This is a genomic window from Sphingobacterium ginsenosidimutans, from assembly GCF_039536865.1.
GTDB lineage: Bacteria > Bacteroidota > Bacteroidia > Sphingobacteriales > Sphingobacteriaceae > Sphingobacterium > Sphingobacterium detergens.
The window spans coordinates 162,661-186,440 of the sequence record NZ_BAAAZK010000007.1; the positions used below are offsets into that span (position 1 = coordinate 162,661).

Consider the following 23,780-nt stretch of genomic DNA (forward strand, 5'->3'; position numbering starts at 1 on the left):
CTAACCCGATGGTTAGCCTTTTTTCGTTTCTTCTATTTGCATATCCCCTGTAGTTTATCTGTGGGACGTCAAGCAAGCTTCGGTCTCTGATTATATAATAAATTGCCCACGACTGCAAAACCAATAGACACTATTATGGCGCTGAAGGGGTAGATCCCAGTCATACCAACATTATTAGCAACAAAGCCGATCAATGGCCCTGTAATCCCTAGAGAAATATCAATAAATAAGCCATAGGCAGCCAGTGCCGAACCTTGTTGGCTTTGATCAACCTTTTTGATGGCCTCCACACCTAGGGCAGGAAAAACAAGTGAAAAGCCCAGGCCTGTCAATGCTGCGCCAATAAGTGTCCAAAGAGGATGGAGTGCGAGGGCAATCACCAATAAACCTAATGATTCTACAAAAAGACTGACCAAGGCGACTTTCAAACCGCCATATTGATCAATAACCTTATTGAACACAAGTCTTGTCAGGATAAAGAAAATACCAAAAACGGTCAAACAGGCGGCACCATTCTGCCAGTTAAAATGTTCATAATATAGTGTCATGAAGGTCGATATACTCCCAAAACCAAGGCCACCCAGCGCCAGACAGGTTCCAAATGGAGCGACAGTCAAAAGTACATGTTTGAAACTGACGGTACTTGTCTTCTTGGCAATCACCCGAAAGGGAGTTTTTGATTTGCTATAAAGATAGCCCAAGATACCAATGGCACAGGTGAGCAGTCCCAATGATTCATAACTGATATGGTCCACCATCAATACACCCAGTGGTGCTCCGAGGGCAAGTGCGCCATAACTCGCAATACCATTCAAGGAGATGGCTTTGGCCGCATGTTCATCGCCGAGTTCCAATAGCGCCCAATTGATCGGACTGGCGCCGACAAGCCCTTCACCAATACCTGTGAACAACCTCGTGATCAGCAATAAACCTAGACTGATGAAAGGTTGTGATTTGAATAAAAAGACGAATAGAAGTAAGATCCCCGAGAGTGCAAAAAAGAGCATACTGCGCAGGACGGATATCTTGGGGCCTTTGGTATCCACTATTTTTCCAGCATAACCCCGTAGTAAAAAGGTTGCAATATATTGGACACTGATGACCAATCCGGCGATAATTGTATTAAATCCTAAAATTTGATGAATAAAAATGGGTAAGGTCGCAAGTGATAAGCCTATCGTGAAATAACCGAGGAAAGTTAAAGAAACATAGCCTAAAATCTTTTTATTGACCTCCCGAAGAGAAACTGTCATTTTAAAAAATTTTAGGCAAAAATACGTGTTTAGGCTTGTTTTTAGAAATAAAATTAGTAGACGACTGTCTCCTTAATCTCACAATTTTTTTCAAGCCATTCCTGATCGAATTGTTTAGGTGATACTTTTTTGCCCTGATAGATATAGTAGATTTTCTCAGATTCTCCTTTTACTGGTGGTCCGGGGATCTTATTGACAATTTTTTCTTCGGGACAATCTTGAATTAGAGCCTGTTGCGTGTTCTGACGAGTTTTACAGGAAGTGAATGCTACTAAGACGAGGAGATACGCTAATTTATTCATGAGTTTAGTTTTATTGTATTAAATAACGAGACTTTCTTAGGAAGTGCGACATGATTTTATACAATTAAATACAACTTTTTATAGGCAGGTTTGTTGTATATATAGATCGTTCTTAAATGGATCTAGCGTATTATTTTTCAACAAAACTTTGAGAATAAAGCTGGTATCGAAGGATAATAAAATATAACAACAAAGAAATAATCATGAGAAGAAAAGCAACAGCCCAATGGAATGGGAGTTTAAAAGAAGGTAAGGGAAATCTGACCACAGATAGTACGGTATTGGATCAGGCACAATATTCGTTTTCAACACGGTTTGAGAATGGTATTGGTACCAACCCGGAAGAGCTATTGGCCGCAGCCCATGCCGGATGTTTTACGATGCAGCTGAGCGCGTTTTTAACCGAAGCTGGTTTTGTCCCCGATGAACTCAAAACGGTATCGACCATTGTATTTGAAAATGGTGCAATCGTACGTTCTGAGCTTGAATTGACTGCAAAAGTACCCTCCATTGACGACACCGAATTTCAAGCGCTTGCTCAGAAAGCAAAGGAGAATTGCCCGGTCAGCAAAGCATTTAGCTTTGAAAAAACATTGCATGCTGCCTTGGTATAGCGGTTTGGAATATAAAAATTGGTGTAGATCACTGTAGATCTACGCGATGAATGCAGTGACGTTTTAGGATTCCCTAAAAATCGCTGCATTTTTTCGTTAAAAAGATAAAAAGCCGTTACTTTGGACCTTGGTCAACACCTGGTATTCTGCAATAAAACCTATCGCGGATACTGCAGCTGTATACGCAGTGCTGATCATTACGTTAGCATTTAAACGATATTACTTTGGTACAGAAAAAGAAGAATAAGCTAAGCGCGACAGCGTTATTGGAAAAGAATAAGGAGGAAGGGATTGCATTTCTAAAAGAGAATGCTACGCAGGAAGATGTAACAGTCTGCCCATCGGGTTTACAATATAAAATATTGACGGAGGGGGCCGGTAAAATTCCGGTGAAAACCTCAAAAGTAATCTGTCATTATAAGGGTGAGCTATTGGACGGAACGGTATTTGATAGCTCCTATAGGCATAAACGACCAGAAACATTTTATATCAATGAACTTATCCGTGGTTGGCAGGAGGCTATGTGTATGATGCCTGTTGGATCAATCTGGCAAGTTTACCTTCCACCACACTTAGCTTATGGCAAGGAAGAATTAATGCCCCGAAAAGGAGGGGAGTGCACCTTGGTATTTCAGATTGAACTGATCGCAATTCTATAATAGCGGATTGGAAATACCAGTTTCCAACTGGTGGGCGGCTAATCCCTGGAGAAGACAATAATTACGGTTCAAGCATAAAAAAATCCCCAACAAACGCTGGGGATTTTCTATTTATTTTAGAAGAATTTATTAAAATTATTCTAATTCCTTGATTTTAGCAGTGACTTCAGTAGTTTTAGCTTCATCTTGCATAAAAACATAGTAGTTCTTTAGATTTGTTAAAGCATCTACATTCTTTGGTTGCAAAGAAACAGCTTTCTCTAAGTATGGTAATACAGGTTTCAATTCTGCTTTAATCTTGTCCACTTCTGTGTTGTATTGCGCTTGCGTCAATTTTCTGTTGTTGTTAACAACATTTAGTTTTTCACGAATTTTATTCATCAACGTGATCGCTAAATTTGTATTTGCTTCAAAGAAGTTAGGGTCGATTTCTAGTGCTTTTTTATATGCCGCAACTGCCGCCTCATCATTTTTTGCTGATGCCTGTGCGATACCTAAATAATAGTTTAAGCTTTTATTCGAAGGATCTTTAGCCAATTGTGTCGTGATGGCATCAATGGTCTCTTTCTCGTGCCCTGTGATCAAATTCAATTCGATATTTTGCGTCATCGCTGCATTGTCGTCCGGGTAGGCTTCAGCAGCTTTTTTCGCATATTCTAGAGCAGAAGTTGTGTCTTGCAATGATAAATACAATTTCGGTAAATCAACCATAATTGTTTTATGTGAAGAGAAGTCTTTTCTAGGGATCAATTCTTTGTAACGTTCGATCGCATTTTTATAATCCTTGTTGGACAATGCCGCTACACCACTGTAGTAAGTCACGAGTGTATCCCCGGGAAGGTACGTCAATGCTTTGGTGAACGAACTATAGGAATCGGCATATTTTTGTGCCTGGTATTCTTCTGCACCAATATTGAAGTTGTATTGGCCAAGGATTTGCTCAGCTACAGTGATGTTTGCTTTGTTTGCTCCATCTGTATCCAATTGTTTTGCTTTGGCAATACCATCTTCTGCTAATTTTGCCAATTCAGCGGATTTATCTATAGTTGATAAGTTTGCGTTAACTAAAGCATATACTGTCCAAGCTTCTGCATTATCTTTTGTCTTCTCGTTGATCACAGCAGCGTCAATAGCTTCTTTTGCTGATTTAAGATTTGGTAAGCCTAATTGTGCAGTACCAGCATCTTTTAATTCCTGAAATTTAGCGAGACCAGTTTTTGCCTTTTTTACGTTACCCGTTTGGGCAAAAGAAACTGATGTAGATACAGTACCTATTGCCGCTAATAATAATAGAGATTTTAAATTCATATCTATTTAACTGTTAATTGATTCAATAATAAATTCACCCTGTCTAATTGTAACGCATCATCGATAAGCGTATAATATTTTGCTAAGGCTTTTAAGGCATTAACATCGTAGGGTTTGATTTCGTTTGCTTTTAATAGATATTCGACCGTTAAATCCTGGATATCCTGGTTTGTCGGATCTTTTAATAGCGTTTCGAGATTAATTAAGCCCAATGCCAAATTAGATTCATAGTTATTTGGATCTAATCGTAATACATTATTATAATATTCTTTTGCTTTTTTTAGATCATTCGCATTTTCGTAAGAATAACCGGCAATGTAATTTAATTCTACATTTTCAGGTTCCAAACGAATTGCATCAGCAATAACGTTCAATATTGCATCATACGAATTATTGGCCGAATACACATCTATTAATCTAAAAAGGATTTGCTTATTCTCCGGGAATATAACATGTCCTTTCTCTAGAACGTTTAAGACATCCTGTTTAGTACCTCCTAAGCTATAAATTTGTGCCAATTCCAAAAAGTAGGTTGGTTTGGGATTTTCAGCTTTAATAAGCTCGTTATAGTAATTAATAGCATTCATATAATCTTTATTTTTTCCGGCAAGTACGGCAAGATTATATTTGAGGTCGGTATTTTTAAAACCAAGGGAGTCTATTCGAAGGTAAGCCTTATAAGCTTTATCAAATTTATTGTCTTTTAGTGCGATACCGCCCTGATAGGAGATTGCGCCAGCAAGATTTTGACGAACATAGTCCATCTCTGCAGGAAAATTCCGGCGCGCTTTTTTTGCATCCAACAATTTTAGCGATTTGATGGATATATCTATCGGGTCTATTTTATACTGCTGTTTTCTAGTTGAATCTGCAACTGCCAGTGAGCTATATACCAAAGCCCTTAAAAGGTTATTGTTGACAGCAGACGTATCTTTTTTTGTTAGAAATGCGGCGTCAGCAAATTTTCTGGCATTTTCAAGATGTTTGAAATCACCAGTTTTGGTATATAAAGCAAAACTGTTGCTACCCTCTTTCAAATTTGATTGGGCAGCAACAGTTAAACTACTTGCAGATATTAACAATGATATCAGTAAGTTTTTCATGCAGTTTATTCTTCGTTTGAATCTATATTTTCTTCGGAAGCTGATCCTTCGTTATCTCCTTCTGTTGGATTTTCGATATCTCCAGATTCCTCGTCAGATTCTTCTTCACGATCTACTTTCGTGATGGAAGCAATCTCATCGTTGTCTTTCAGATTAATGAGTCTCACACCCTGTGTTGCACGGCCCATTACGCGTAATCCTTCTACAGCAATCCGGATAACAATACCAGACTTATTGATGATCATAAGGTCCTCGGCATCTGTAACACCTTTTATCGCAACCAACTCACCCGTTTTATCGGTTACATTGATTGTTTTGACTCCCTTACCACCACGATTTGTGACACGGTAGTCTTCGATATCTGTACGTTTTCCATAGCCTTTCTCCGAAACCACCAATACCGTTGTTTCTGAATCATCGACACTAATCATGCCAATCACCTCATCACTTTCGGAAGACAAGGTAATACCGCGAACCCCTGTAGCTGTACGACCCATTGGACGAACGGTAGACTCATTAAAGCGGATTGCTCTTCCTGAGCGCAGTGCCATTACAATTTCGCTGCTTCCTGTAGTTAAACAAGCTTCGATTAATTGATCACCTTCGTTGATGTTGATCGCATTGATACCATTTGCTCTTGGACGGGAATAAGCTTCCAAAGACGTTTTCTTAATGGTACCTTTTTTAGTACACATGATAATGAAGTTGTTTTCCAGGTATTCTTGGTCTTTCAGGTTCTTCACTAAGATAAACGCCTTAATTTTCTCTTCCTTCGGTACATTGATAATGTTTTGAAGCGCACGGCCTCTGGATGTCCGGCTTCCTTCAGGGATCTCAAATGCACGTAACCAGAAACAGCGACCTGCTTCGGTAAATAGGAGCATATAGTTGTGCGCCGAAGCTGTAATGATATGCTCTGTGAAATCTTCTTCGCGTGTATTTGTTCCGATTGATCCACGGCCACCACGACCTTGGCGTTTATATTCTGATAATGGCGTACGTTTAACATAGCTGTTGTGGGAGATGGTGATCACGATTTCTTCGTCATCAATAAAGTCTTCCATACGCATATCTTCTGCAGAGTGTACAATCTGCGATCTACGTTCGTCACCATATTTTTCTTTGATCTCAATCAACTCATCTTTGATGATCTTCATTCGGAGATCTTCATCTGCCAATATAGATTTCAAATAGTCGATTGTTTTCATCAATTCAGCATATTCTTCTTTGATCTTATCACGTTCCAGTCCTGTCAGACGACGCAAGGTCATATCTAGAATCGCACGTGCCTGAAGATCGGATAAACCAAATTTCTCCATTAATCCAAGTCGCGCATCTTCAGGTGTATCGGAGTTACGGATTAATTTGATGACTTCATCTAAATGATCCAGTGCAATCAGGTATCCTTCTAAGATATGCGCACGTTTTTCGGCCTCCGCCAGTTCGTAACGTGTACGTCTGACGATGACATCATGTCTATGCTCAACAAACTCACGAATCATATCTTTTAGATTCATCAGTACAGGTCTTCCTTTAACTAAGGCAATGTTATTGACTGAAAAAGAGGTTTGTAGCGCCGTGTATTTAAATAGGTTGTTTAAGACAACATTCGCGTTAGCATCACGTTTAATATCATAAACGACACGCATACCTGTACGGTCAGACTCGTCACGGATTGCAGAAATACCTTCCAGTTTCTTTTCGTTAACCAAATCAGCAGTACGCTCGATCATATTGGCCTTATTCACCTGATAAGGGATTTCGGTTACAATAATCTGTTCTTTTCCAGATTTGGTTGTTTCAATTTCTGCTTTTGCACGCATAACGATGCGGCCGCGACCTGTATTACAAGCATCTTGAACACCAGCATAACCATAGATCAATGCCCCAGTTGGGAAATCAGGACCTTTAATATGCTGCATCAACTCAGGTACTTCAATATCGCGGTTATCGATGAAGGCAATGGTACCATCAATTACTTCAGATAGGTTATGTGGCGCCATATTCGTTGCCATACCTACAGCGATACCCGAAGCACCGTTAACCAAAAGGTTAGGGATACGGGTCGGTAATACAGTAGGTTCCTGTAAGGAGTCGTCAAAGTTATTTTGGAAATCAACAGTATCTTTGTTGATATCGGAAAGCATTTCTTCGGCAATCTTCTTTAATCTTGCTTCAGTATAACGCATTGCCGCAGGAGGGTCACCGTCAATGGAACCATAGTTACCTTGACCGTCTACCAACGGATAGCGTAAACTCCAATCTTGAGCCATACGAACCATGGTGTCGTAAACGGAAGAATCACCGTGTGGGTGATATTTACCTAATACGTCACCAACGATACGGGCAGACTTTTTATAAGGCTTGCCACTGGTAACCCCTAAGTCCAACATACCATAAAGTACACGTCTGTGTACAGGCTTCATGCCGTCACGTGCATCAGGAAGAGCCCGGGATACAATGACAGACATGGAGTAGTCAATGTAAGCAGACTTCATCTGATCCTCGATATTGATTGGGATAATCCGGTCGTTTGCCGGAACAAGATTGTTGTCGTTTTCTGTTTCTTCAGCCATATGAATTTGGTTTCAATAAAACTAGTAAGCAAGCCTTTTTAATTGGCTTGCTACGCATGCGAAGTTACAAAAATTTAACCTCAAAAGCGAATGAATTGAAGCCTAATATACATAAAAAAGACAATCTTTTATGGATTGTCTTGGTACTGATGCTGTATTGTTTTTATTTCAATTTTTTAAAGCGTAGGCGGATCGAGTTGCCAATTACAATAAGATCGGAGAAGGCCATACTTAACGCTGCTAGCATAGGGCCCAGAAACCCCGCAGCGGCTAATGGAATCGCAATGATGTTATATGCAAATGCCCAAAAAAGGTTCTGCTTGATCGTCAGGAGAGTGTGATGCCCAATCTGTAGCAGTTTCTCGATTGATTTCAGATCATTGTTCAATAGGATCACTTTCGCGGATTGAATGGCGACATGTGTTGCATCGCCAAGCGAAACACCGACATCAGCTGCCGTAAGGGCAGGAGCATCGTTGATGCCATCACCGACCATCGCTGTAGGGGCAGTCTTTTTTAGTTTGGACAGAATCGTCAGCTTTTCGCTGGGCGATTTTTCCCAATAGACATCAGCTATGCCAAGCTTTTGTGCAGCACGCTCACATTTACTCTGTCGGTCACCACTTAGGAGAATAGGTCTGATCCCTTTATCTTTTAAATATTGAATAAGTTCTTTTGCATAAGGCTTGATCTGATCTTCCAAAACGATGCCTGCAATGACCACTTCATTAATCGTCAGCGTCAGGTCGTATCGATTGGAATAATCCTTCTTACCGATTTTTGCATTACAGATTGAATAGCTGTTCCCATTGCTGTCTGTAGCAAATATTCCCTGTCCCTTAATTTCGTTGACTTCCTTGAAGATAATACGATAGGATCTTATTTCCTTGAGCTGCTTGCGGATGGATTGGGCAATTGGATGACTGGAGTAGCTTTCCAGTTGTGCAATAATGGATTCAACCTGGGATTGCTCGATGCCAAAGGTCTGAATGGCCTTGATGTTAAAATCGCCCGTTGTCAGTGTCCCTGTCTTATCAAAGACCATCTGTTTGAGTTCGGATAACTCTTCAATTGTGCTTCCACCCTTGATGAGGATACCTTGCTTGGCCGCCCGACCGAGACCTACCATCACTGCTGTTGGTGTAGCCAGGCCCATTGCACAAGGGCAAGACACAACAAGTGTCGCTATGGCATTCATCAAGGCTTGCGGCAGGGGCAACTGGGCAATAAAGTAAGCAATAAAAAAGGTGAAAAAGGCGATTGTGACTACAATAGGAACAAAATAGGCCGCTACTTTATCGCCAAATTTTTGGATAGGCGGTTTTTTGCTCTGTGCATCTTTGATCAATTGAATGATCTGATACAAAACGCTTTTTGAACCTACTTTCGTTGCCGTGATTCTGATATTGCCAGCAGTCAGCAGTGTTCCACCAATGACAGCCTCATATTTTGTTTTTTCGATAGGCATGCTCTCGCCCGTGATCATTGATTCGTCTATCCAGCCGTGTCCATCCAGGATGTCACCATCTGCTGGAATCAGACTTCCCGTATTTACTTTGAGGATATCTCCGGATTTAATCTCTCTAGCGGTAATTTCAATCTCCTGATTGTCGAGAATTTTAATCGCTTTAATGTCTTGATATTTAACCAGATCTTTGATGGCAGATGTGGTTTTGGTAACAGCACGTTTTTCAAGTACATTCCCCATAAAAACCAGGGTAATGATGGTTGCGCAGGTTTCGTAAAATTGGTAATCGTGCCCTAGTTTATAGTATGTGCCAATAGCGCTATAGACGAATGCTGCCGTAGAACCCACAAAGATAAGTACATCCATATTGGGCATTTTATTCCATAGTGAGCGTAGTGCACTATTGCCAAAGTAGATACAACCAACAAGATAGACAGGTGTACATAAGGCCAGTTGTACATAGGGGTCATGAAGTAAGGGGAGATCCACAAACATGTGACTCCAGAGTGGAATCGTAAAGAGCAGACAGATCAGAAATTTAAACTCAACTGATTTCCAGAAGCTTAGTCTGACATCTTTGTCCTTGATGACTTTGTATCCCAGAGACTCGATGCCTTTAACGAGCTTTGGAACCTGGTCCTGCGGAATATCGGAAAACTTTACTTCATCTGAAGCGAAATCAACGTAAATCTCCTTAGCACCATTGTCTTCTAGGTATTTATGGATTGAAATAGCACAATTTGTACAATGCATTCCGGTGACGTTGAGTTCAGTTTGCACGTTGGATTCCTTCATTTAATAGCATGTAATGTCTTTAGGCAAAGATAGGTATTTCCTGATAATGGTTTTTACGTAAAGTAAAATTGTTTAGCTATGCAACATTTTTAGTTCCCCCATGCCGCAAAAAAATCTTTGGTGACAGTGGAGAAAACGATAAATTTGTTTTTATTTGCAAATCATCAACGTTTAAAAATGACGAAATCTATTTCAATTTCTTTTATTGTACGGATCATACTACTTGTTGCACTGACGGCTTCATTTGTGCAATTTGAAGCTTTTTATAAGCAGAAAGATAGCATACTAAATATTGCATACGGACTGAATACCTTTCTGACAGCCAGCGTACTGATTTCGATCGGTCATTTTATTTTGGTTAAACTGTACAACAGTAGAAATGAACATCAGGTTGTGCGTGGCAACTTCGTGCTCGGCATCACACGTGTGGCGACCGTAGGAAATGTATTTTTCATTATTGTGAGTGTGATGATTGCTTTAGGTATCAATCCGAAGGACTTTATCACCAGTATGACAATCGTTGCCATGGCCATTGCTGTTATTTTTAGGGAATATATTACAAATATGATATCGGGTCTGATCATTATGTTTTCGGATCAGTTTTCTGTCGGTGACCGCATTAAAATCGGGGAGTATCAGGGCAAAATTGTTGATATCACCTTAGCCAATCTGGTTGTCCGGGACGAGGATGATGATGCTGTGATGATTCCGAATAACTTGGTGTTTACCGCGACTTTGGTCAACAAAACCTCACAGAAGTCCAATAAAATAGTCGTGAAATTCGAGCTGCCGGTTGACCATGCCGTCGCTGTGGAAGAACTGGAGCAGTATTTTAAACCTTTATTTCAGAATAATCCCAATTTGGACCATGGACAGGGCTTCTCGGTGAAAATAGCGGATCTGGCCAAAGACTTTGTGAAATACAAAGTTGAAGTCAGCACCATATCTTCAAGCAATCGGATTCACCAGCAGGTGCAGAGCAAGATCCTGAATGAAGTGCTTCAATTTAAGGGGCGGCTCAATTAGATCTTTCTGACTTTCACATTCTTGACAAAGTGGTGGCTGCCTTTCTCGAGGATAAGGTCGGCCCGATAGCGGGTCGGTAAGATATTTTTGATCAGGTTGGGTTTGTTGATTTCGTTCCAAATGTTCACGGCCATGGCATGACTTTCCTCGGCTGACATATTCGCATATTTATGGAAAAATGAAGCCGGATTCTGGAAGGCTGTAGCGCGCAAGGATTCAAACCTATTGGTATACCATTCGATGAGGTTTTTCTCACTGGCATGTACATAGATGGAATAATCGAAGAAATCGGAAACGAAAACACTATGTCCCTTGCGGGGGCGTTGTGAGTTAACCTGTAATACGTTAATACCTTCGACAATCAGGATATCCGGCTGTTCAATGATTTGCTGTTGGTCGTCTGGCAGGACATCGTAAACCAAGTGGCTATAAACTGGAACAGTAATCTTAGGGGCTCCAGACTTGACAGCAGAGAGGAAATGAATCAACCGTTTGGCGTCATAGCTTTCCGGGAATCCTTTGCGGTTGAGTATACCTTTTTCGATCAGCTGTTGATTGGGGTAGAGGAAGCCATCTGTTGTCACCAGATCTACTTTTGGTTTGGAAGGCAGCATACTCAGTACCCGTTGCAGTACTCTTGCTGTTGTACTTTTGCCGACGGCCACAGATCCGGCAATGCCGATAATATAGGGTAATTTGCTCTCTTCTTTCCCAAAGAAGCGATTTGTGCGTTGATGCAGGCTTTGGAAACGGTCAATGTGAATTTCTAGCAAATGGCTCAAAGGAACGTAAACTTCTTCGATCTCCTGATTTGTCAATGGCTCATTGAGCGCATGTAGATTTTCAAGATCTTCGGAACTGAAGTTGTGCAATATTTTTCCATTTAGATTTTTCCAGTCTTCCCGTTTAATTGATCTAAAAGGAGAGTCTATTGCTATTTGTGGATCCAATTGCATTGGTTTGCTATTTTTATTGAACGTGTATGTATTATTGATTCCTGCTTATTCTTTCAAAATTGAGTACTTTCAACTCAATTCAAAGGCCAAATAGAACCTTCTGTATCCATTTGCCTCAAAGGCATGGATTGTTATGGGAAGATTTTTTGTGCGGACAAATATAAATAGTGTTGTCCGTTATCCCAAGAAACAATTACAAATGATTTGAAGTTATTACAATAGGATTAGTTAAGATTTTATGTACAGGACATTTTTCAGCGATCTTAAATAACCTCTTTTTTTGTTCGTCGTCCAAATCCCCTTTGAAGCTAATGTGACATTGTATATAGGTCGTCTGTTGCTGTTCACTGGTCTTGATTTCGTGAGAAAGACGGATCATAACTTCTTCTAGGGGCCAGTTTTTTCGATCAGCATACATTTTTACTGTGACAGCTTTACATGTACCTAAAGAAGAAAGTAAAAGTGGTGTGGGGCTTATCCCTTGATCCTGACCACCTAAATCTTCCGGCTCGTCGACAATAATCTGGTGTTTGCCATATTGTACAGTCGTTGTATAAGGGGTTTCACCTATGGTGACAATAACTTCATTTTCCATCATTTTTAATAAAATAGCTTTTTGTTAGTCAACGAGATCTTCCAATAATCCTTCAATAATTAAGCTTCCAGTAGCCGGATTTGTTGCCAATGGAACATTATAGAGGTCACATACACGCATTAACATCTGAATGTCGGGTTCATGGGCATGTTTGCCAAGGGGATCACGGAAGAAGATAATACCATCCACTTTACCTTCAGCGGCCAATGCAGCGATCTGTGCATCACCGCCCATAGGACCACTTAATTTTAGCTCCACAGGTAATCCGGTTTGGCGCACATAGGAACCTGTTGTTCCCGTTGCGATGATATTAGCATGTTCCAACAAATCTTGGTGGTCTTTGACAAAGGCAACCATTTCTGGTTTCTTGCCATCATGGGCGATCAGTGCGATTGTTTTTTTCATTCGTCTCTAATTATTTATTCATTTGTCTATGCATTCAAACCCTTCGAAGCGATTCCTGACTGATTGAATACACATAGACCATTATCTGTCTATTATCGTTATTTGTCTACTATAGAGATCTCTTGGTTTAATTCATTAAGTGTTTATTTGCTATCGCTGTTTAATTATTGCCAACAATAAATACTATTTGAAAAAGATATAAGAGATAATAATTGCTGCTACCACACCGGCCAACTCAGCCAAAAGCGCACAAGGCAGGGCATGTCTTGTCCGTTTGATACCCACGGCACCAAAGTAGACTGCCAGTACATAAAATGTTGTCTCGGTAGAACCCTGGATCACGCAGGCAACGCGGGCAGCAAAGTCCATCGGGCCTTTGGCATTCATCAGGTCGACCATAAGTCCGCGTGCACCCGAACCGCTTAACGGTTTCATAAATGCAACAGGAAGAGCATCCACAAAAGACGTATCTAAACCACAGAGAGCAATACCTTTGGATATTCCCGCAACCATATAATCCATCGCTCCAGAAGCTCTAAAGACAGCTATACCGACCAACATCGCCACCAGATAGGGGATAATCTTGACAGAAACTTCAAAGCCCTCTTTGGCACCTTCGATAAAGGAATCGTAAACGTTGACTTTGCGGAACAAGGCCAATCCTATAAACGAAGTGAACAAGCTAAACAAGATCACATTGCCAAACACCTTGCTGAAGACTTCGATTTCAGCTTGTTGTAGTCCCGAAAAATAATACAGTAATCCGCCAATAAATAACCCCATCGCACCTAAATAGCCCAAAACCACACGGTTAAATAGGTTTATTTTCTGATAAAGGGCAACAAGGATCAAAGCGACCAAGGTGGAAAAGAAGGTTGCAATCAAAATCGGAAGAAATACATCGGAAGGATCTGGCGCACCGGCTTCTTTTCGATAAGCCATGATCGAAATCGGTAATAAGGTCAAACTGGAGGCATTGAGTACGATAAACATAATCTGTGCATTCGTTGCCGTTTCCTTATTGGGATTCAGTTCCTGAAGCTCTTTCATCGCTTTAAGCCCCAAAGGCGTTGCTGCATTATCCAAGCCAAGTGCATTGGCGGAGAAATTCATCAGGATAGATCCAAGAGCCGGGTGGTTTTTAGGGATTTCGGGAAATAATTTATGGAAAAAAGGCCCTACGATTTTTGCGAAGATATTGATCATGCCGCCTTTCTCACCAATTTTCATGATTCCCAAGGCAAAACTCATCATCCCAATCAGCCCTAAGGAGATTTCAGCTCCGTTTTTAGCGCTGTCAAAGATGGAGTTGACAATTTGTTGGAAAACTTCGGTATCTCCGAAGAAGATAAGTTTTACAAGGGCTACGGCAAATGTGATTAAGAAAAATGCAACCCAAACGTAGTTTAATGCCATAATAGATTTAAATATGCGTAAAAGTAACCTTTTAGAATTTATCCATCAACTGGCTCCATGGATTTTTCTTCTTATTCTGATTCTTTTCTTTAATGAGGTGTTCGATGATATAATCCAGCGTATCCTCATGCTCGCTGATCAGCTTATCGGATAAGGATATGAGTTTCTGAATATTATTTGGCGAGGCAGCATCTAGGGAAGCGTTGATACTGGACAGGTTTGCCGGCTCCAGGCGAACATAATTCTGCTGTTTGCCATTGTTCCTGAACAATTGTTGAATAAAAAATTCGGTACTTTCAGAAGAAGCACTTGTCATGATATCGACTAGGGCAGGGCCTATCTGGATCGCAAGCTTTTTCTTGAAGTGTTCGTAATTATATGCTGTCTTTGAAACGCCGGTACCCAAGGATACCATAAATACATCATTGATTTGCGTACTATTGAACGCTTTTAAAACTTCCAGCAAACCACAGATGGAGGGGTTTTGCGCGAATACGCCACCATCTATGAGCGGGTATCTGGTGTTTGATATCGAATATATTTCAGCAACGGGGAAAAAGGTTGGAGCCGCTGAGGTTGCCTTACAGACGTCCTTTAGATAAAAATCACGCGCTTCGCCATGTGTAATGGCTTTTTGCTGTCTGAAAAAATGATTTTTACGGAGCTCAATATTGTAGGCCGTGATAATACATGGCTTAATGAGATGGCTTAACCGTGCATTCTGAAAATATCTGTCCAGCACATTTGATAAGGCAACTGAGGAATACAATTCACTGACCAGACCAAATCCACCTAGAAAACGTCGCCATTTGGAGGTGTGAAAGATTTCTGTCCCGTGATTGACAAATAGGTTTAGGGCGTCACGTGCTGAAAACTTGGGGTGCGTGGGATTTCCCTCTTCTGGGAATAGTAGAATGCTTGTCAGAATCCCACCACTGCTTGTACCGGCAATAAAATCAAAATAGGAGGCGATGCGTGCATTGGGATCCATTGTTTTTTTTTGTAATTTCTCCTCCAAAGCCACAAGTATCATAGCCGGAATAATTCCCCGAATACCACCGCCATCAAGGGCAAGTATGCTCTTCATACGCTAAAGCAATTTTTATTTCAAGATACGTAAATATAGAAAATGTTTACAATTTAGCGTACCCTTTCTTGGGTAAGGTTTTTGTAATAAAAATATAGGCAATAGATTGGATTAAACTGCAATAGTGATACATTCCTAATTATACCAACAAAAAAGGCGCGTCCAATTTTTTTAGACACGCCTTTTATATGCTTGTAGTCGGTTAGTTAAACCAAGCAAGTACATCTTCTTTGCTCGGCATCGCAACCTCTAGTTTTAGCTTTTTACGCATACCACCCAGGTCATTGAAAACTTTATTCGGGTTGGCTTCTTTCAATGCTTCAATGGTTGTAAAACCCATTTTTTGTAGAGCTGGTACCCATTCCGCTGGGATGCCTTGCTCTTCATAGTCTTTCACATCAGCAACTTTTGCCACTTTCTCTGGACGCATTTGCGGGAAGAACAATACTTCTTGAATAGAAGCATTATTAGTCAGAAACATAATCAGGCGGTCCATACCTATTCCCAAACCAGAAGTAGGAGGCATACCATATTCCAAAGAACGCAAGAAATCCTGGTCAATAAACATCGCTTCATCGTCACCTTTCTCCGAAAGGCGTAATTGATCCTCGAAACGTTCGCGTTGATCAATAGGGTCATTCAATTCCGAGTAAGCATTGGCAATCTCTTTTCCACAGACCATTAACTCGAAACGTTCTGTTAAATCAGGATTGTCTCTATGTTTCTTTGTCAATGGTGACATTTCTTTTGGATAATCCGTGATGAAGGTTGGTTGGATATAGTTCCCCTCACATTTAGCACCGAAAATCTCGTCGATCAGCTTGCCTTTACCCATTGTCTCGTTGACGTCGATTCCCATGCCTTTTGCAGCAATACGAATTTCATCCTCGGTTTTTCCTGTGATGTCAAATCCAGTAAATTCTTTAATGGAATCGGTCATGGAAATACGCTTATATGGCGCTCTGAAATCAATTTTGTGCTCACCGAAAGTTGCTTCAGTGGTACCATTGACCGCTACAGCACAATATTCCAACAGGCGCTCTGTAAAATCCATCATCCAGTTGTAGTCTTTGTAGGCTACATAGATTTCCATTGCCGTAAATTCGGGATTATGGGTCCGGTCCATTCCTTCGTTACGGAAGTTTTTTGAAAACTCATACACACCGTCAAAACCACCCACGATCAATCTTTTTAGATAAAGCTCATTGGCGATACGAAGGTATAATGGGATATCCAGTGCATTATGGTGTGTGATAAATGGACGTGCCGTTGCACCACCAGGGATAGACTGCAAAACAGGTGTCTCCACTTCCATATAACCCGCATTATTAAAGAATTGACGCATGGCATTGAAAAGCTTGGTACGTTTTACAAATATATCTTTATTGGCAGGGTTCACGATCAAGTCCACATAACGCATTCTGTAACGTTGCTCCGGATCTGTAAAGGCATCGAAAGTTTTGCCTTCGGCAGATTTAACGATCGGAAGTGGGCGCAAAGATTTGGATAATACGGTAAGTTCCTCAACGTGTACTGCGATAGCTTCGGTCTGTGTTGTGAAAACATATCCTTTGACACCTACAATATCACCAATATCCAATAGCTTTTTGAAAACGACATTATAGAGATCTTTATTTTCATCAGGACATACGTCATCACGCTTGATATAGGCCTGGATACGTCCGGTAGAATCTTGAATTTCAAAAAATGAAGCACTTCCCATGACACGACGACTCATGATACGTCCGGCAATGGTAATGTTCTTATAATTCAATTTATCTCTATCGTAGTTTTCTAAAATATCGGCAGCGTGTGCGTTGACGACAAATTCATTTGCTGGAAAAGGCTCGATTCCCATATCCAACAACGATTGCATCGCCTGTCTTCTAAGTTGTTCCTGTTCGGATAATACAGTACTCATTCGGTCTGAATAATATTTAAAATGTGAAAATCATGCAAAAATAGCCATTTTTTTCAATTCTTTTTATTGATTTTTTTTGAAAGCAGTGTAGCGAAATATAAATAGGAACCGTTAGGAGAATAAAAATAGTTAAATAGTGATATTAAGCGGGGACATTCGACTATTTGATTTTAAGTTTTATAATTTTATTTTCGTTATTTGAAGCTTAATATTTAAATAGTTTAAGTGGGAATTATTCAGTCATATTTTTATAACAAGAAGCTATCATCTTTACATGATGCCCTGGAGCGTTGCTTGCGAAATCGTGAGGACGGAAAGGCTTTCGTCTATAAAAAATATTATGGCTACCTCATGGCAATCATTATCCGCTATGTCAAACAGGATGTGGATGCCGAGGAACTTGTGAATGAGAGCTTTGTGCGGATTTTTCGAAAATTGGAATCCTTTAATATGGATATCGATGCGGAGAACCTTGAAAAGTCATTTAGGGCCTGGATCGGTCGAATCGCTGCCAATATCTCTATTGATTTTTTGAGGGGTAAAAAACAAATGTATTCTGTTGAGGATATGGCTGAAGGGGATATGCATACGCCGTCGGTTCAATTGGAAAGCCGCTTAGAGGTGAATGAAATCCTGAGTCTGTTGGATCAGCTTCCCGAAATTCAAAAAACTATTTTTAATCTCTATGAAATAGAAGGGTATTCACATGATGAAATTGCCCAAATGCTAAATATACCCGATAGTACTTCGCGTACTTATCTGACAAGGGCAAAACAAAAACTGAGAAAATTATACTTGGACTATACCGGTGTAGTTCAAGAAATAAGATAAATATTGTTGTTACAATGGAAGGCAATAAGAAAAAAGAATTGATAGAAGAAATCATTGGGCAATTAAAAGACCATGAGCTACCGTATCGGGAAGGCTCCTGGGAAAAGTTTGCATCAAAGCATGGGGTAGCAGCACCGCCTTCTTCCGCTTGGAAATATTGGAGTGCGGCAGCCGCTGTAATTTTATGTTTTGGTGTGGGGTATTGGGGTTTAAAAAATAATTCTTCGGTAGCTCCGTCTTCTGCAGTTTTAACACAAAATGATAAAAATAGCGAGGTTCTCGCCGATAATAAAGATTTAAAAGAGTCTATTCAACGCTCATTGTCTGCTGTCACTGGAGAGCAGGGGCTAAGTACACAGGAGTTATTGCGGGATAGACCATTTACTTATTCGAAGGCGGAAAGTGAGCCTACGGATAATAGTCAGCAACAACAGTTTGTCCTATTTGGTGGAAAGACTGTGCGTGGAAATAATATCAATGTATCAAATAATTTCGCCGCTTTGGATGGGCAGACTATGCAATTGCGAAATAGTACATTATCCGCACAGATCAATTTGGATGATCCTACAGTCACTGCTTCGGCCGATATCACGACAAGGACTCAGGTTGCCACAACAACGCAATCAAATGTGACACCAACGAACTCAAATACTGTGGTTTCTTCCACACAGACCCAACGTGAAGCTGCACGCCTTGCTGCGCTATATGCTGGACAACAGGAAAACCGGAGGGGTAGTGTGATGTTGAAATCCAACAATGACCTCGATAGAAAGTGGGAAATGGGCGCATTTGTGTCTCCAGCCTCCACTTCTGAAAGCATCACGCTTGGCGGGGGAGTTGCCCTTGCCTATAATGTTTCAAGTAAGATCAGCATTCGTTCAGGTGCTTCGATCCAACACTATGGTGCTGTTTCGGGAAATACGCCCATCACACCGGCGATGGCTTCCAATTCTTTTGAAATGAACGCACCAAGTTATCTTTCACAACCCAATGGTTTGAGTAATGCTTTTGCAAAGGGTTTGGCCGATGCGAAAGATGCCAAAAGCAACGAACGTGTCTCTGGTAAAATTCTAACAGTGGATATTCCGGTTGATGTTCGTTATGCAATCACAAAGAATTTTTATACCTCTGTAGGGGTTTCCTATGTTGGTGTACTGGATCAGGAGCGCGCGACCATTTATGAAACCAATAATACGGAGTATAAGCAAAAGTCCACCGAAAAGAATGTGGATGATAAAGGTGTAAATGGTTTTGTTAATTTCTCGGTTGGAAGAAAACAGAAAGTAGGAAAACTTTCCATTTCTGTGGAACCCTATTATAAAATACCGGTCGGCGGCTTACGGTCATCTGACCTGAATTATAGTAATGGTGGTGTGAAAATTATCACCAGCTTCTAGTATAGAAAGAAGTCATGCGAAAGTAGAAGCGAATCGCTCCCAGAATTGAACAGTCTGAAAGGAGGGAACGTAGGAATAAAAGAAAAGCCCTCGAATAGAAAATTCGGGGGCTTTTTGTAGCGTTTTTATTAGATTAATTATAGCTCATCTACGCGGACCCAGCCCATTCCAGCGGCTTTTGCGCCTTCTACACCAGGGACACCATCTTCATAGACTAAACATTTCTCAGGAGCTATATTCAGCTGTGAAGCAGCAAGTAAGAACGGTTGGGGCGAGGGTTTGCCTTCTGCTGTATCACCCGCACAGACCAATGTTTCCAGGTCATCCCATACGCCTATGGTTGTCAGGGTCATCGACAAGGTTGTTCTAGTGCCACCCGAGACAGCTGCAATATGTTTTTTACCCTTTTGATATTTTAAATGTTCAACAACATAATCCACAGGCTTTGTTTTAAAGACATACTCATCCCGAAATATGGTGGACTTTAGCGTTGAAAATTCCTGATAATCGAAGTCTACGCCATAGCGTTTACTGATTTCCTCGGCAACGGCAACCGTAGGCCAGCCGGCTGTTTCGTCAATAAGATTGACATCCAAAATGACACCATATTGTTCGGCGGCAGCTTGATATGCTTGTTTGTGGGCATCCATGTTGTCGGCCAAAGTACCGTCGACGTCGAATAGTAGGGCGTCATAGGATTCGGCAAGAAGGTTGAGCTGTTCAAATTTACGTTGTGATTCAGGTGACATATGTATTTAATAGTGTGTGGTAAAATTAAAAATTATAATTGGAAGAGCAAAAAGCAAGACGCCTTTCCTTCGTCAGAAGGAAAGGCGTCTTAGCATTTACGGTATGGTCTTAGCACATACGGCAAATTTTATCTGCTTAGTGTGCACTTAAATTCTTCGCTTTTTCTTCATCAAAATTAGCTTCTAATTCAGCCAATTTTTTCTTACCGTAAGCCATTCGTGTGATCACAACGAATAGAACCGGTACGATAAAGATTGCCAAAAGTGTTGCCGCAGTCATACCACCGAATACCGTCCAGCCGATTGTTTGGCGGGATATGGCACCGGCACCATGTGACAACATCAATGGAATAATACCTAGGATGAAGGCAAAAGAGGTCATGATAATCGGGCGTAAACGCAATTTTACAGCGTCTAACGTTGCTTCATAGAGATTCATTCCGATATCAACCCGCTCTTTGGCGAATTCCACAATCAGGATCGCATTCTTGGCCGCAAGACCAATGATGGTCACCAAACCGATTTGTGCATAGATATTATTATCCAATGTTGGTATCAACGTCAGAGTCAAGATCGCTCCAAATACACCTAAAGGAACTGATAGGAGGATAGAGAATGGAACAGACCAGCTTTCGTACAATGCTGCCAACAGTAGGAATACAAATAAGATACATAGCGCAAAGATCTGAACGGTCTTTGATCCGGACTGCATCTCTTGTAGTGAAAGACCTGAGAACTGATAGTCAAATCCCTCAGGCAATGTTTGAGCAGCTACTTCTTGCAAGGCTTTCAACGCATCTCCAGAAGAATAGCCTGGGGCCGAACTACCATTGATCTCGATACTTCTAAAGATATTGTAGTGGTTGATGATCGACGGCATTGTAATCAGCTCATATTTCACCAATGTACCCATTGGCACTGGATTACCCATCGTATTGTTGACATACAGCTTATTGATGTCTTCAATGTTCATCCGGTAGGGGATATCGGCTTGTGTAACGACACGATAGCTACGGCCATATTTCGTAAAGTCATTGACATAGCTACTTCCTAAATAGGCCGATATTGTCGAATAGATACTTGAGATCGGTACGCCCATACGTTTTGCTTGTTCACGGTTGACTTCCAATTTGTAGTTTGGCGAATTGGTGTTAAACATGGTATAGGCCATTCCAATTTCAGGACGTTGGTTGGCCGCCATCAGGAATTTACCTACAGTGGCTTCAAAATCTTTGATATTTACTGTTTGTAAATCTTGAATTTGTAGGGAGAAACCGCCGGAAGTACCTAAACCCGGGATTGCCGGTGGCGTTACGGCCAATACCCTTGCTTTGGTATAGCCCATATATTTACCCATTATCATACCAGCGATATCGTTGGCGGTACGTGTACGTGTTTCCCAAGGTTTTAGGGAGACGAATAGCGTTGCACCATTTGATTTGAAGGCACGGTTCAAAATATTGATACCCGAGATGGCTGTTACGTATTTGATTTCAGGGAAGGTCTTGTGTAAATCGTCCTCGATCTCTTTTAATACTTCATTGGTACGGGCAGAGGATGAACCCTCAGGTAAAGTGACCCCAGCGAAGAATGCACCACCGTCTTCAGAAGGAATAAATCCTGTTGGCTTGGTGGTAAACATATAACCTGTACCGATAAAGATACATAAAAGGATAATCAACACAAGCGGCGCCTTTTTGATGGCTTGTTTTACACCGCGTGAGTACTTGATCGTCACTTTTTCAAACCAAACGTTGAATTTGTAGAAGAACTTGTTCAATCCTTTTGCACCTTCGTGTACAGCCGTTGGTTTCAATAAAATTGAACATAGCGCAGGTGTCAGGGAAAGGGCAATAAATGCGGATAACATAACTGATACAGCAATGGTAATCGCAAATTGTTGATACAGTTTACCCACCATCCCCGGAATAAATCCTACCGGAACGAATACCGCGGCCAAGATCAAGGCAATTGCGATAACCGGTGCAGTAATATCACCCATTGCACGACGTGTTGCTTCTTTAGCATCCAGTTTATAATGGTCAATATAGTGCTGAACCGCTTCCACCACAACGATGGCGTCATCCACTACGATACCGATGGCCAGTACAAAGGCAAGCATCGTCAAGTTGTTGACGGAGAAACCAAACATCAGGAAGAAGATGAAGGTACCAATAATCGACACTGGAATCGCTAGAACAGGGATTAATGTCGCTCTCCAGCTTTGTAGGAAGAAGAATACCACAAAGGTTACCAAAAGTAGCGCTTCCACCAAGGTATGGATTACCGAAGAAATGGATGCATTTACCACAGAAACGGTTTCGTAACTGATGGTGTAATCAACGTCAGTTGGAAAAGATTGCTTTAATTTTTCCAGGGCAGCAACAATACCTTCTGCGGATTCAACGGCGTTTCCACCCGGTGTCTGGTTGATCATCATCGCTGACGAGGTCATTCCATTTACTTTGGAAGAAGTTCCATAACTAAATTGTCCCAGTTCTACACGTGCGACATTCTTTAAGAGTACAATGGATCCATCTTTATTGGTTTTGACGACAATATTTTCAAAGTCCTCGGGATTGGAAAGGTCACTATCCGTAATAATAGGATATTCAAATACGGTCGAAGACTCTTGTGGACGTGCTCCGACACTCCCCCCTGGTATACGGGTGTTTTGTTCGGCAATAGCTGCGGAAACATCTGCAGGTGTCATGCTTAAATTAGCCAATTTGTTGGCATCTAACCACACACGCATGGAGAAAGGTTGACCGAAGGCCGTTACATCACCGACACCTTTGACACGCAATAACGCATCTTTGACGTACAAGTTGTTGTAATTGGCCAGAAAATTTTCATCTCTGGTTCCTTTGGGTGATGTTAAAGCCACCAACATCAAGATATCGTTATTGGCTTTACGGGTAGTGATCCCCAAACGTCTAACAGCTTCTGGAAGGGCAGGTTCTGCAATCCCGACACGGTTTTGTACGTCTAGGGTTGCGATATCGATGTCGGTACCTACTTCAAATGTGACAGTAATTGTTGCTTGACCATTTGAAGTACTATTTGACGACATATAAATCATGCCAGGTGTACCATTGATCTGACTCTCAATCAGCGTTGTCACGGTCTGCTCAACCGTCTGTGCATCTGCGCCTGTATAGTTTGCTGTAACTGTTACAGTTGGCGGTGCAATAGAAGGGTACTGGCTAATTGGCAACGTAGATACAGCAATAATTCCGATGATTGAAATCAATATCGAAATAACGATTGCGGTAACTGGCCTCTTAATAAATACTTCTGAAATCATTCTATATCTTTT

19 protein-coding genes are annotated in these 23,780 nt (G+C 41.1%); 5 read left to right on the forward strand and 14 right to left on the reverse strand.

The annotated features are described in order from the left end of the window. Window positions 1-68: 68 nt before the first annotated feature. Both ABFX33_RS13015 and ABFX33_RS13020 read right to left on the reverse strand, forming a co-directional pair. Complete coding sequence (locus ABFX33_RS13015) at window positions 69-1,253, reverse strand: MFS transporter (RefSeq protein ID WP_346086375.1); 1,185 nt, start codon at window positions 1,251-1,253, stop codon at window positions 69-71. A 53-nt stretch (window positions 1,254-1,306) separates the two neighbouring features. Next, window positions 1,307-1,555, reverse strand: a complete 249-nt coding sequence (locus ABFX33_RS13020) for a hypothetical protein (RefSeq protein ID WP_077434252.1) — start codon at window positions 1,553-1,555, stop codon at window positions 1,307-1,309. A 203-nt stretch (window positions 1,556-1,758) separates the two neighbouring features. Here ABFX33_RS13020 and ABFX33_RS13025 point away from each other — a divergent pair, with 203 nt between their 5' ends. Together ABFX33_RS13025 and ABFX33_RS13030 are read left to right on the forward strand one after the other, a co-directional pair. After that, window positions 1,759-2,169 (forward strand): OsmC family protein, encoded by a 411-nt coding sequence (locus tag ABFX33_RS13025; protein WP_120257961.1) that lies wholly within the window; start codon window positions 1,759-1,761, stop codon window positions 2,167-2,169. A gap of 224 nt (window positions 2,170-2,393) precedes the next feature. Continuing rightward, complete coding sequence (locus ABFX33_RS13030) at window positions 2,394-2,828, forward strand: FKBP-type peptidyl-prolyl cis-trans isomerase (protein WP_257090026.1); 435 nt, start codon at window positions 2,394-2,396, stop codon at window positions 2,826-2,828. A gap of 135 nt (window positions 2,829-2,963) precedes the next feature. On the opposite strand, the gene ABFX33_RS13035 is transcribed toward ABFX33_RS13030, so the two are convergent. The 4 genes from ABFX33_RS13035 to ABFX33_RS13050 form a co-directional block, all read right to left on the reverse strand. After that, window positions 2,964-4,136, reverse strand: coding sequence for a tetratricopeptide repeat protein (locus tag ABFX33_RS13035; protein ID WP_120257959.1), 1,173 nt, complete (start codon window positions 4,134-4,136; stop codon window positions 2,964-2,966). Window positions 4,137-4,138: 2 nt separating this feature from the next. Continuing rightward, window positions 4,139-5,239, reverse strand: coding sequence for a tetratricopeptide repeat protein (locus tag ABFX33_RS13040; protein ID WP_346086376.1), 1,101 nt, complete (start codon window positions 5,237-5,239; stop codon window positions 4,139-4,141). A gap of 5 nt (window positions 5,240-5,244) precedes the next feature. Further along, complete coding sequence (gene gyrA / locus ABFX33_RS13045) at window positions 5,245-7,815, reverse strand: DNA gyrase subunit A (RefSeq protein WP_346086377.1); 2,571 nt, start codon at window positions 7,813-7,815, stop codon at window positions 5,245-5,247. 163 nt (window positions 7,816-7,978) lie between these two features. Continuing rightward, window positions 7,979-10,078 carry a heavy metal translocating P-type ATPase gene (locus ABFX33_RS13050; protein ID WP_346086378.1) on the reverse strand — a complete coding sequence of 700 codons (2,100 nt, stop codon included), beginning with the start codon at window positions 10,076-10,078 and terminating at the stop codon, window positions 7,979-7,981. Window positions 10,079-10,255: 177 nt separating this feature from the next. Between ABFX33_RS13050 and ABFX33_RS13055 the strand changes: the two genes are divergently transcribed. After that, window positions 10,256-11,104 carry a mechanosensitive ion channel family protein gene (locus ABFX33_RS13055; RefSeq protein WP_346086379.1) on the forward strand — a complete coding sequence of 283 codons (849 nt, stop codon included), beginning with the start codon at window positions 10,256-10,258 and terminating at the stop codon, window positions 11,102-11,104. On the opposite strand, the gene coaA is transcribed toward ABFX33_RS13055, so the two are convergent. From coaA to lysS, 6 genes are all read right to left on the reverse strand, one after another. Continuing rightward, window positions 11,101-12,060 (reverse strand): type I pantothenate kinase, encoded by a 960-nt coding sequence (gene coaA, locus ABFX33_RS13060; protein ID WP_120259234.1) that lies wholly within the window; start codon window positions 12,058-12,060, stop codon window positions 11,101-11,103. The two genes, ABFX33_RS13055 and coaA, sit on opposite strands and share 4 nt — an antisense overlap. A 193-nt stretch (window positions 12,061-12,253) precedes the next feature. Further along, complete coding sequence (locus ABFX33_RS13065; RefSeq protein ID WP_244211680.1) at window positions 12,254-12,658, reverse strand: OsmC family protein; 405 nt, start codon at window positions 12,656-12,658, stop codon at window positions 12,254-12,256. A gap of 21 nt (window positions 12,659-12,679) precedes the next feature. Then, window positions 12,680-13,060, reverse strand: a complete 381-nt coding sequence (locus ABFX33_RS13070; RefSeq protein ID WP_120257954.1) for a methylglyoxal synthase — start codon at window positions 13,058-13,060, stop codon at window positions 12,680-12,682. 183 nt (window positions 13,061-13,243) lie between these two features. Beyond that, the gene (locus ABFX33_RS13075) at window positions 13,244-14,476 is read right to left on the reverse strand and encodes a nucleoside recognition domain-containing protein (protein ID WP_346086380.1); all 1,233 of its coding nucleotides are present in this window, start codon (window positions 14,474-14,476) and stop codon (window positions 13,244-13,246) included. A gap of 31 nt (window positions 14,477-14,507) precedes the next feature. Further along, window positions 14,508-15,563, reverse strand: a complete 1,056-nt coding sequence (locus ABFX33_RS13080) for a patatin-like phospholipase family protein (RefSeq protein WP_346086381.1) — start codon at window positions 15,561-15,563, stop codon at window positions 14,508-14,510. A 202-nt stretch (window positions 15,564-15,765) separates the two neighbouring features. Continuing rightward, entirely contained in the window at window positions 15,766-17,484 is a 1,719-nt protein-coding gene (lysS, locus tag ABFX33_RS13085) for a lysine--tRNA ligase (protein ID WP_346086382.1), read from the reverse strand. Window positions 17,485-17,709: 225 nt separating this feature from the next. Between lysS and ABFX33_RS13090 the strand changes: the two genes are divergently transcribed. Beyond that, window positions 17,710-18,315: an RNA polymerase sigma factor gene (locus ABFX33_RS13090; RefSeq protein WP_120257950.1), complete on the forward strand. Its 606-nt coding sequence runs from the start codon at window positions 17,710-17,712 to the stop codon at window positions 18,313-18,315. 14 nt (window positions 18,316-18,329) lie between these two features. Next, complete coding sequence (locus tag ABFX33_RS13095) at window positions 18,330-19,712, forward strand: hypothetical protein (protein ID WP_346086383.1); 1,383 nt, start codon at window positions 18,330-18,332, stop codon at window positions 19,710-19,712. A 137-nt stretch (window positions 19,713-19,849) separates the two neighbouring features. Here the strand turns inward: ABFX33_RS13095 and ABFX33_RS13100 are convergent, their stop codons facing one another. Further along, window positions 19,850-20,461, reverse strand: coding sequence for an HAD family hydrolase (locus ABFX33_RS13100; protein WP_257090049.1), 612 nt, complete (start codon window positions 20,459-20,461; stop codon window positions 19,850-19,852). Between the two features lie 136 nt (window positions 20,462-20,597). Further along, window positions 20,598-23,768: an efflux RND transporter permease subunit gene (locus ABFX33_RS13105; RefSeq protein WP_346086384.1), complete on the reverse strand. Its 3,171-nt coding sequence runs from the start codon at window positions 23,766-23,768 to the stop codon at window positions 20,598-20,600. Between the last annotated feature and the right edge of the window lie 12 nt (window positions 23,769-23,780).

Excerpts from the sequence above, each read along its gene's own strand:
- ABFX33_RS13015 (WP_346086375.1), bottom strand. The coding sequence starts at position 1,253 with ATGACAGTTTCTCTTCGGGAGGTCAATAAAAAGATTTTAGGCTATGTT.
- ABFX33_RS13020 (WP_077434252.1), bottom strand. The coding sequence starts at position 1,555 with ATGAATAAATTAGCGTATCTCCTCGTCTTAGTAGCATTCACTTCCTGT.
- ABFX33_RS13025 (WP_120257961.1), top strand. The coding sequence starts at position 1,759 with ATGAGAAGAAAAGCAACAGCCCAATGGAATGGGAGTTTAAAAGAAGGT.
- ABFX33_RS13035 (WP_120257959.1), bottom strand. The coding sequence starts at position 4,136 with ATGAATTTAAAATCTCTATTATTATTAGCGGCAATAGGTACTGTATCT.
- ABFX33_RS13040 (WP_346086376.1), bottom strand. The coding sequence starts at position 5,239 with ATGAAAAACTTACTGATATCATTGTTAATATCTGCAAGTAGTTTAACT.
- gyrA (WP_346086377.1), bottom strand. The coding sequence starts at position 7,815 with ATGGCTGAAGAAACAGAAAACGACAACAATCTTGTTCCGGCAAACGAC.
- ABFX33_RS13050 (WP_346086378.1), bottom strand. The coding sequence starts at position 10,078 with ATGAAGGAATCCAACGTGCAAACTGAACTCAACGTCACCGGAATGCAT.
- ABFX33_RS13055 (WP_346086379.1), top strand. The coding sequence starts at position 10,256 with ATGACGAAATCTATTTCAATTTCTTTTATTGTACGGATCATACTACTT.
- coaA (WP_120259234.1), bottom strand. The coding sequence starts at position 12,060 with ATGCAATTGGATCCACAAATAGCAATAGACTCTCCTTTTAGATCAATT.
- ABFX33_RS13065 (WP_244211680.1), bottom strand. The coding sequence starts at position 12,658 with ATGATGGAAAATGAAGTTATTGTCACCATAGGTGAAACCCCTTATACA.
- ABFX33_RS13070 (WP_120257954.1), bottom strand. The coding sequence starts at position 13,060 with ATGAAAAAAACAATCGCACTGATCGCCCATGATGGCAAGAAACCAGAA.
- ABFX33_RS13075 (WP_346086380.1), bottom strand. The coding sequence starts at position 14,476 with ATGGCATTAAACTACGTTTGGGTTGCATTTTTCTTAATCACATTTGCC.
- ABFX33_RS13080 (WP_346086381.1), bottom strand. The coding sequence starts at position 15,563 with ATGAAGAGCATACTTGCCCTTGATGGCGGTGGTATTCGGGGAATTATT.
- lysS (WP_346086382.1), bottom strand. The coding sequence starts at position 17,484 with ATGAGTACTGTATTATCCGAACAGGAACAACTTAGAAGACAGGCGATG.
- ABFX33_RS13095 (WP_346086383.1), top strand. The coding sequence starts at position 18,330 with ATGGAAGGCAATAAGAAAAAAGAATTGATAGAAGAAATCATTGGGCAA.
- ABFX33_RS13100 (WP_257090049.1), bottom strand. The coding sequence starts at position 20,461 with ATGTCACCTGAATCACAACGTAAATTTGAACAGCTCAACCTTCTTGCC.
- ABFX33_RS13105 (WP_346086384.1), bottom strand. The coding sequence starts at position 23,768 with ATGATTTCAGAAGTATTTATTAAGAGGCCAGTTACCGCAATCGTTATT.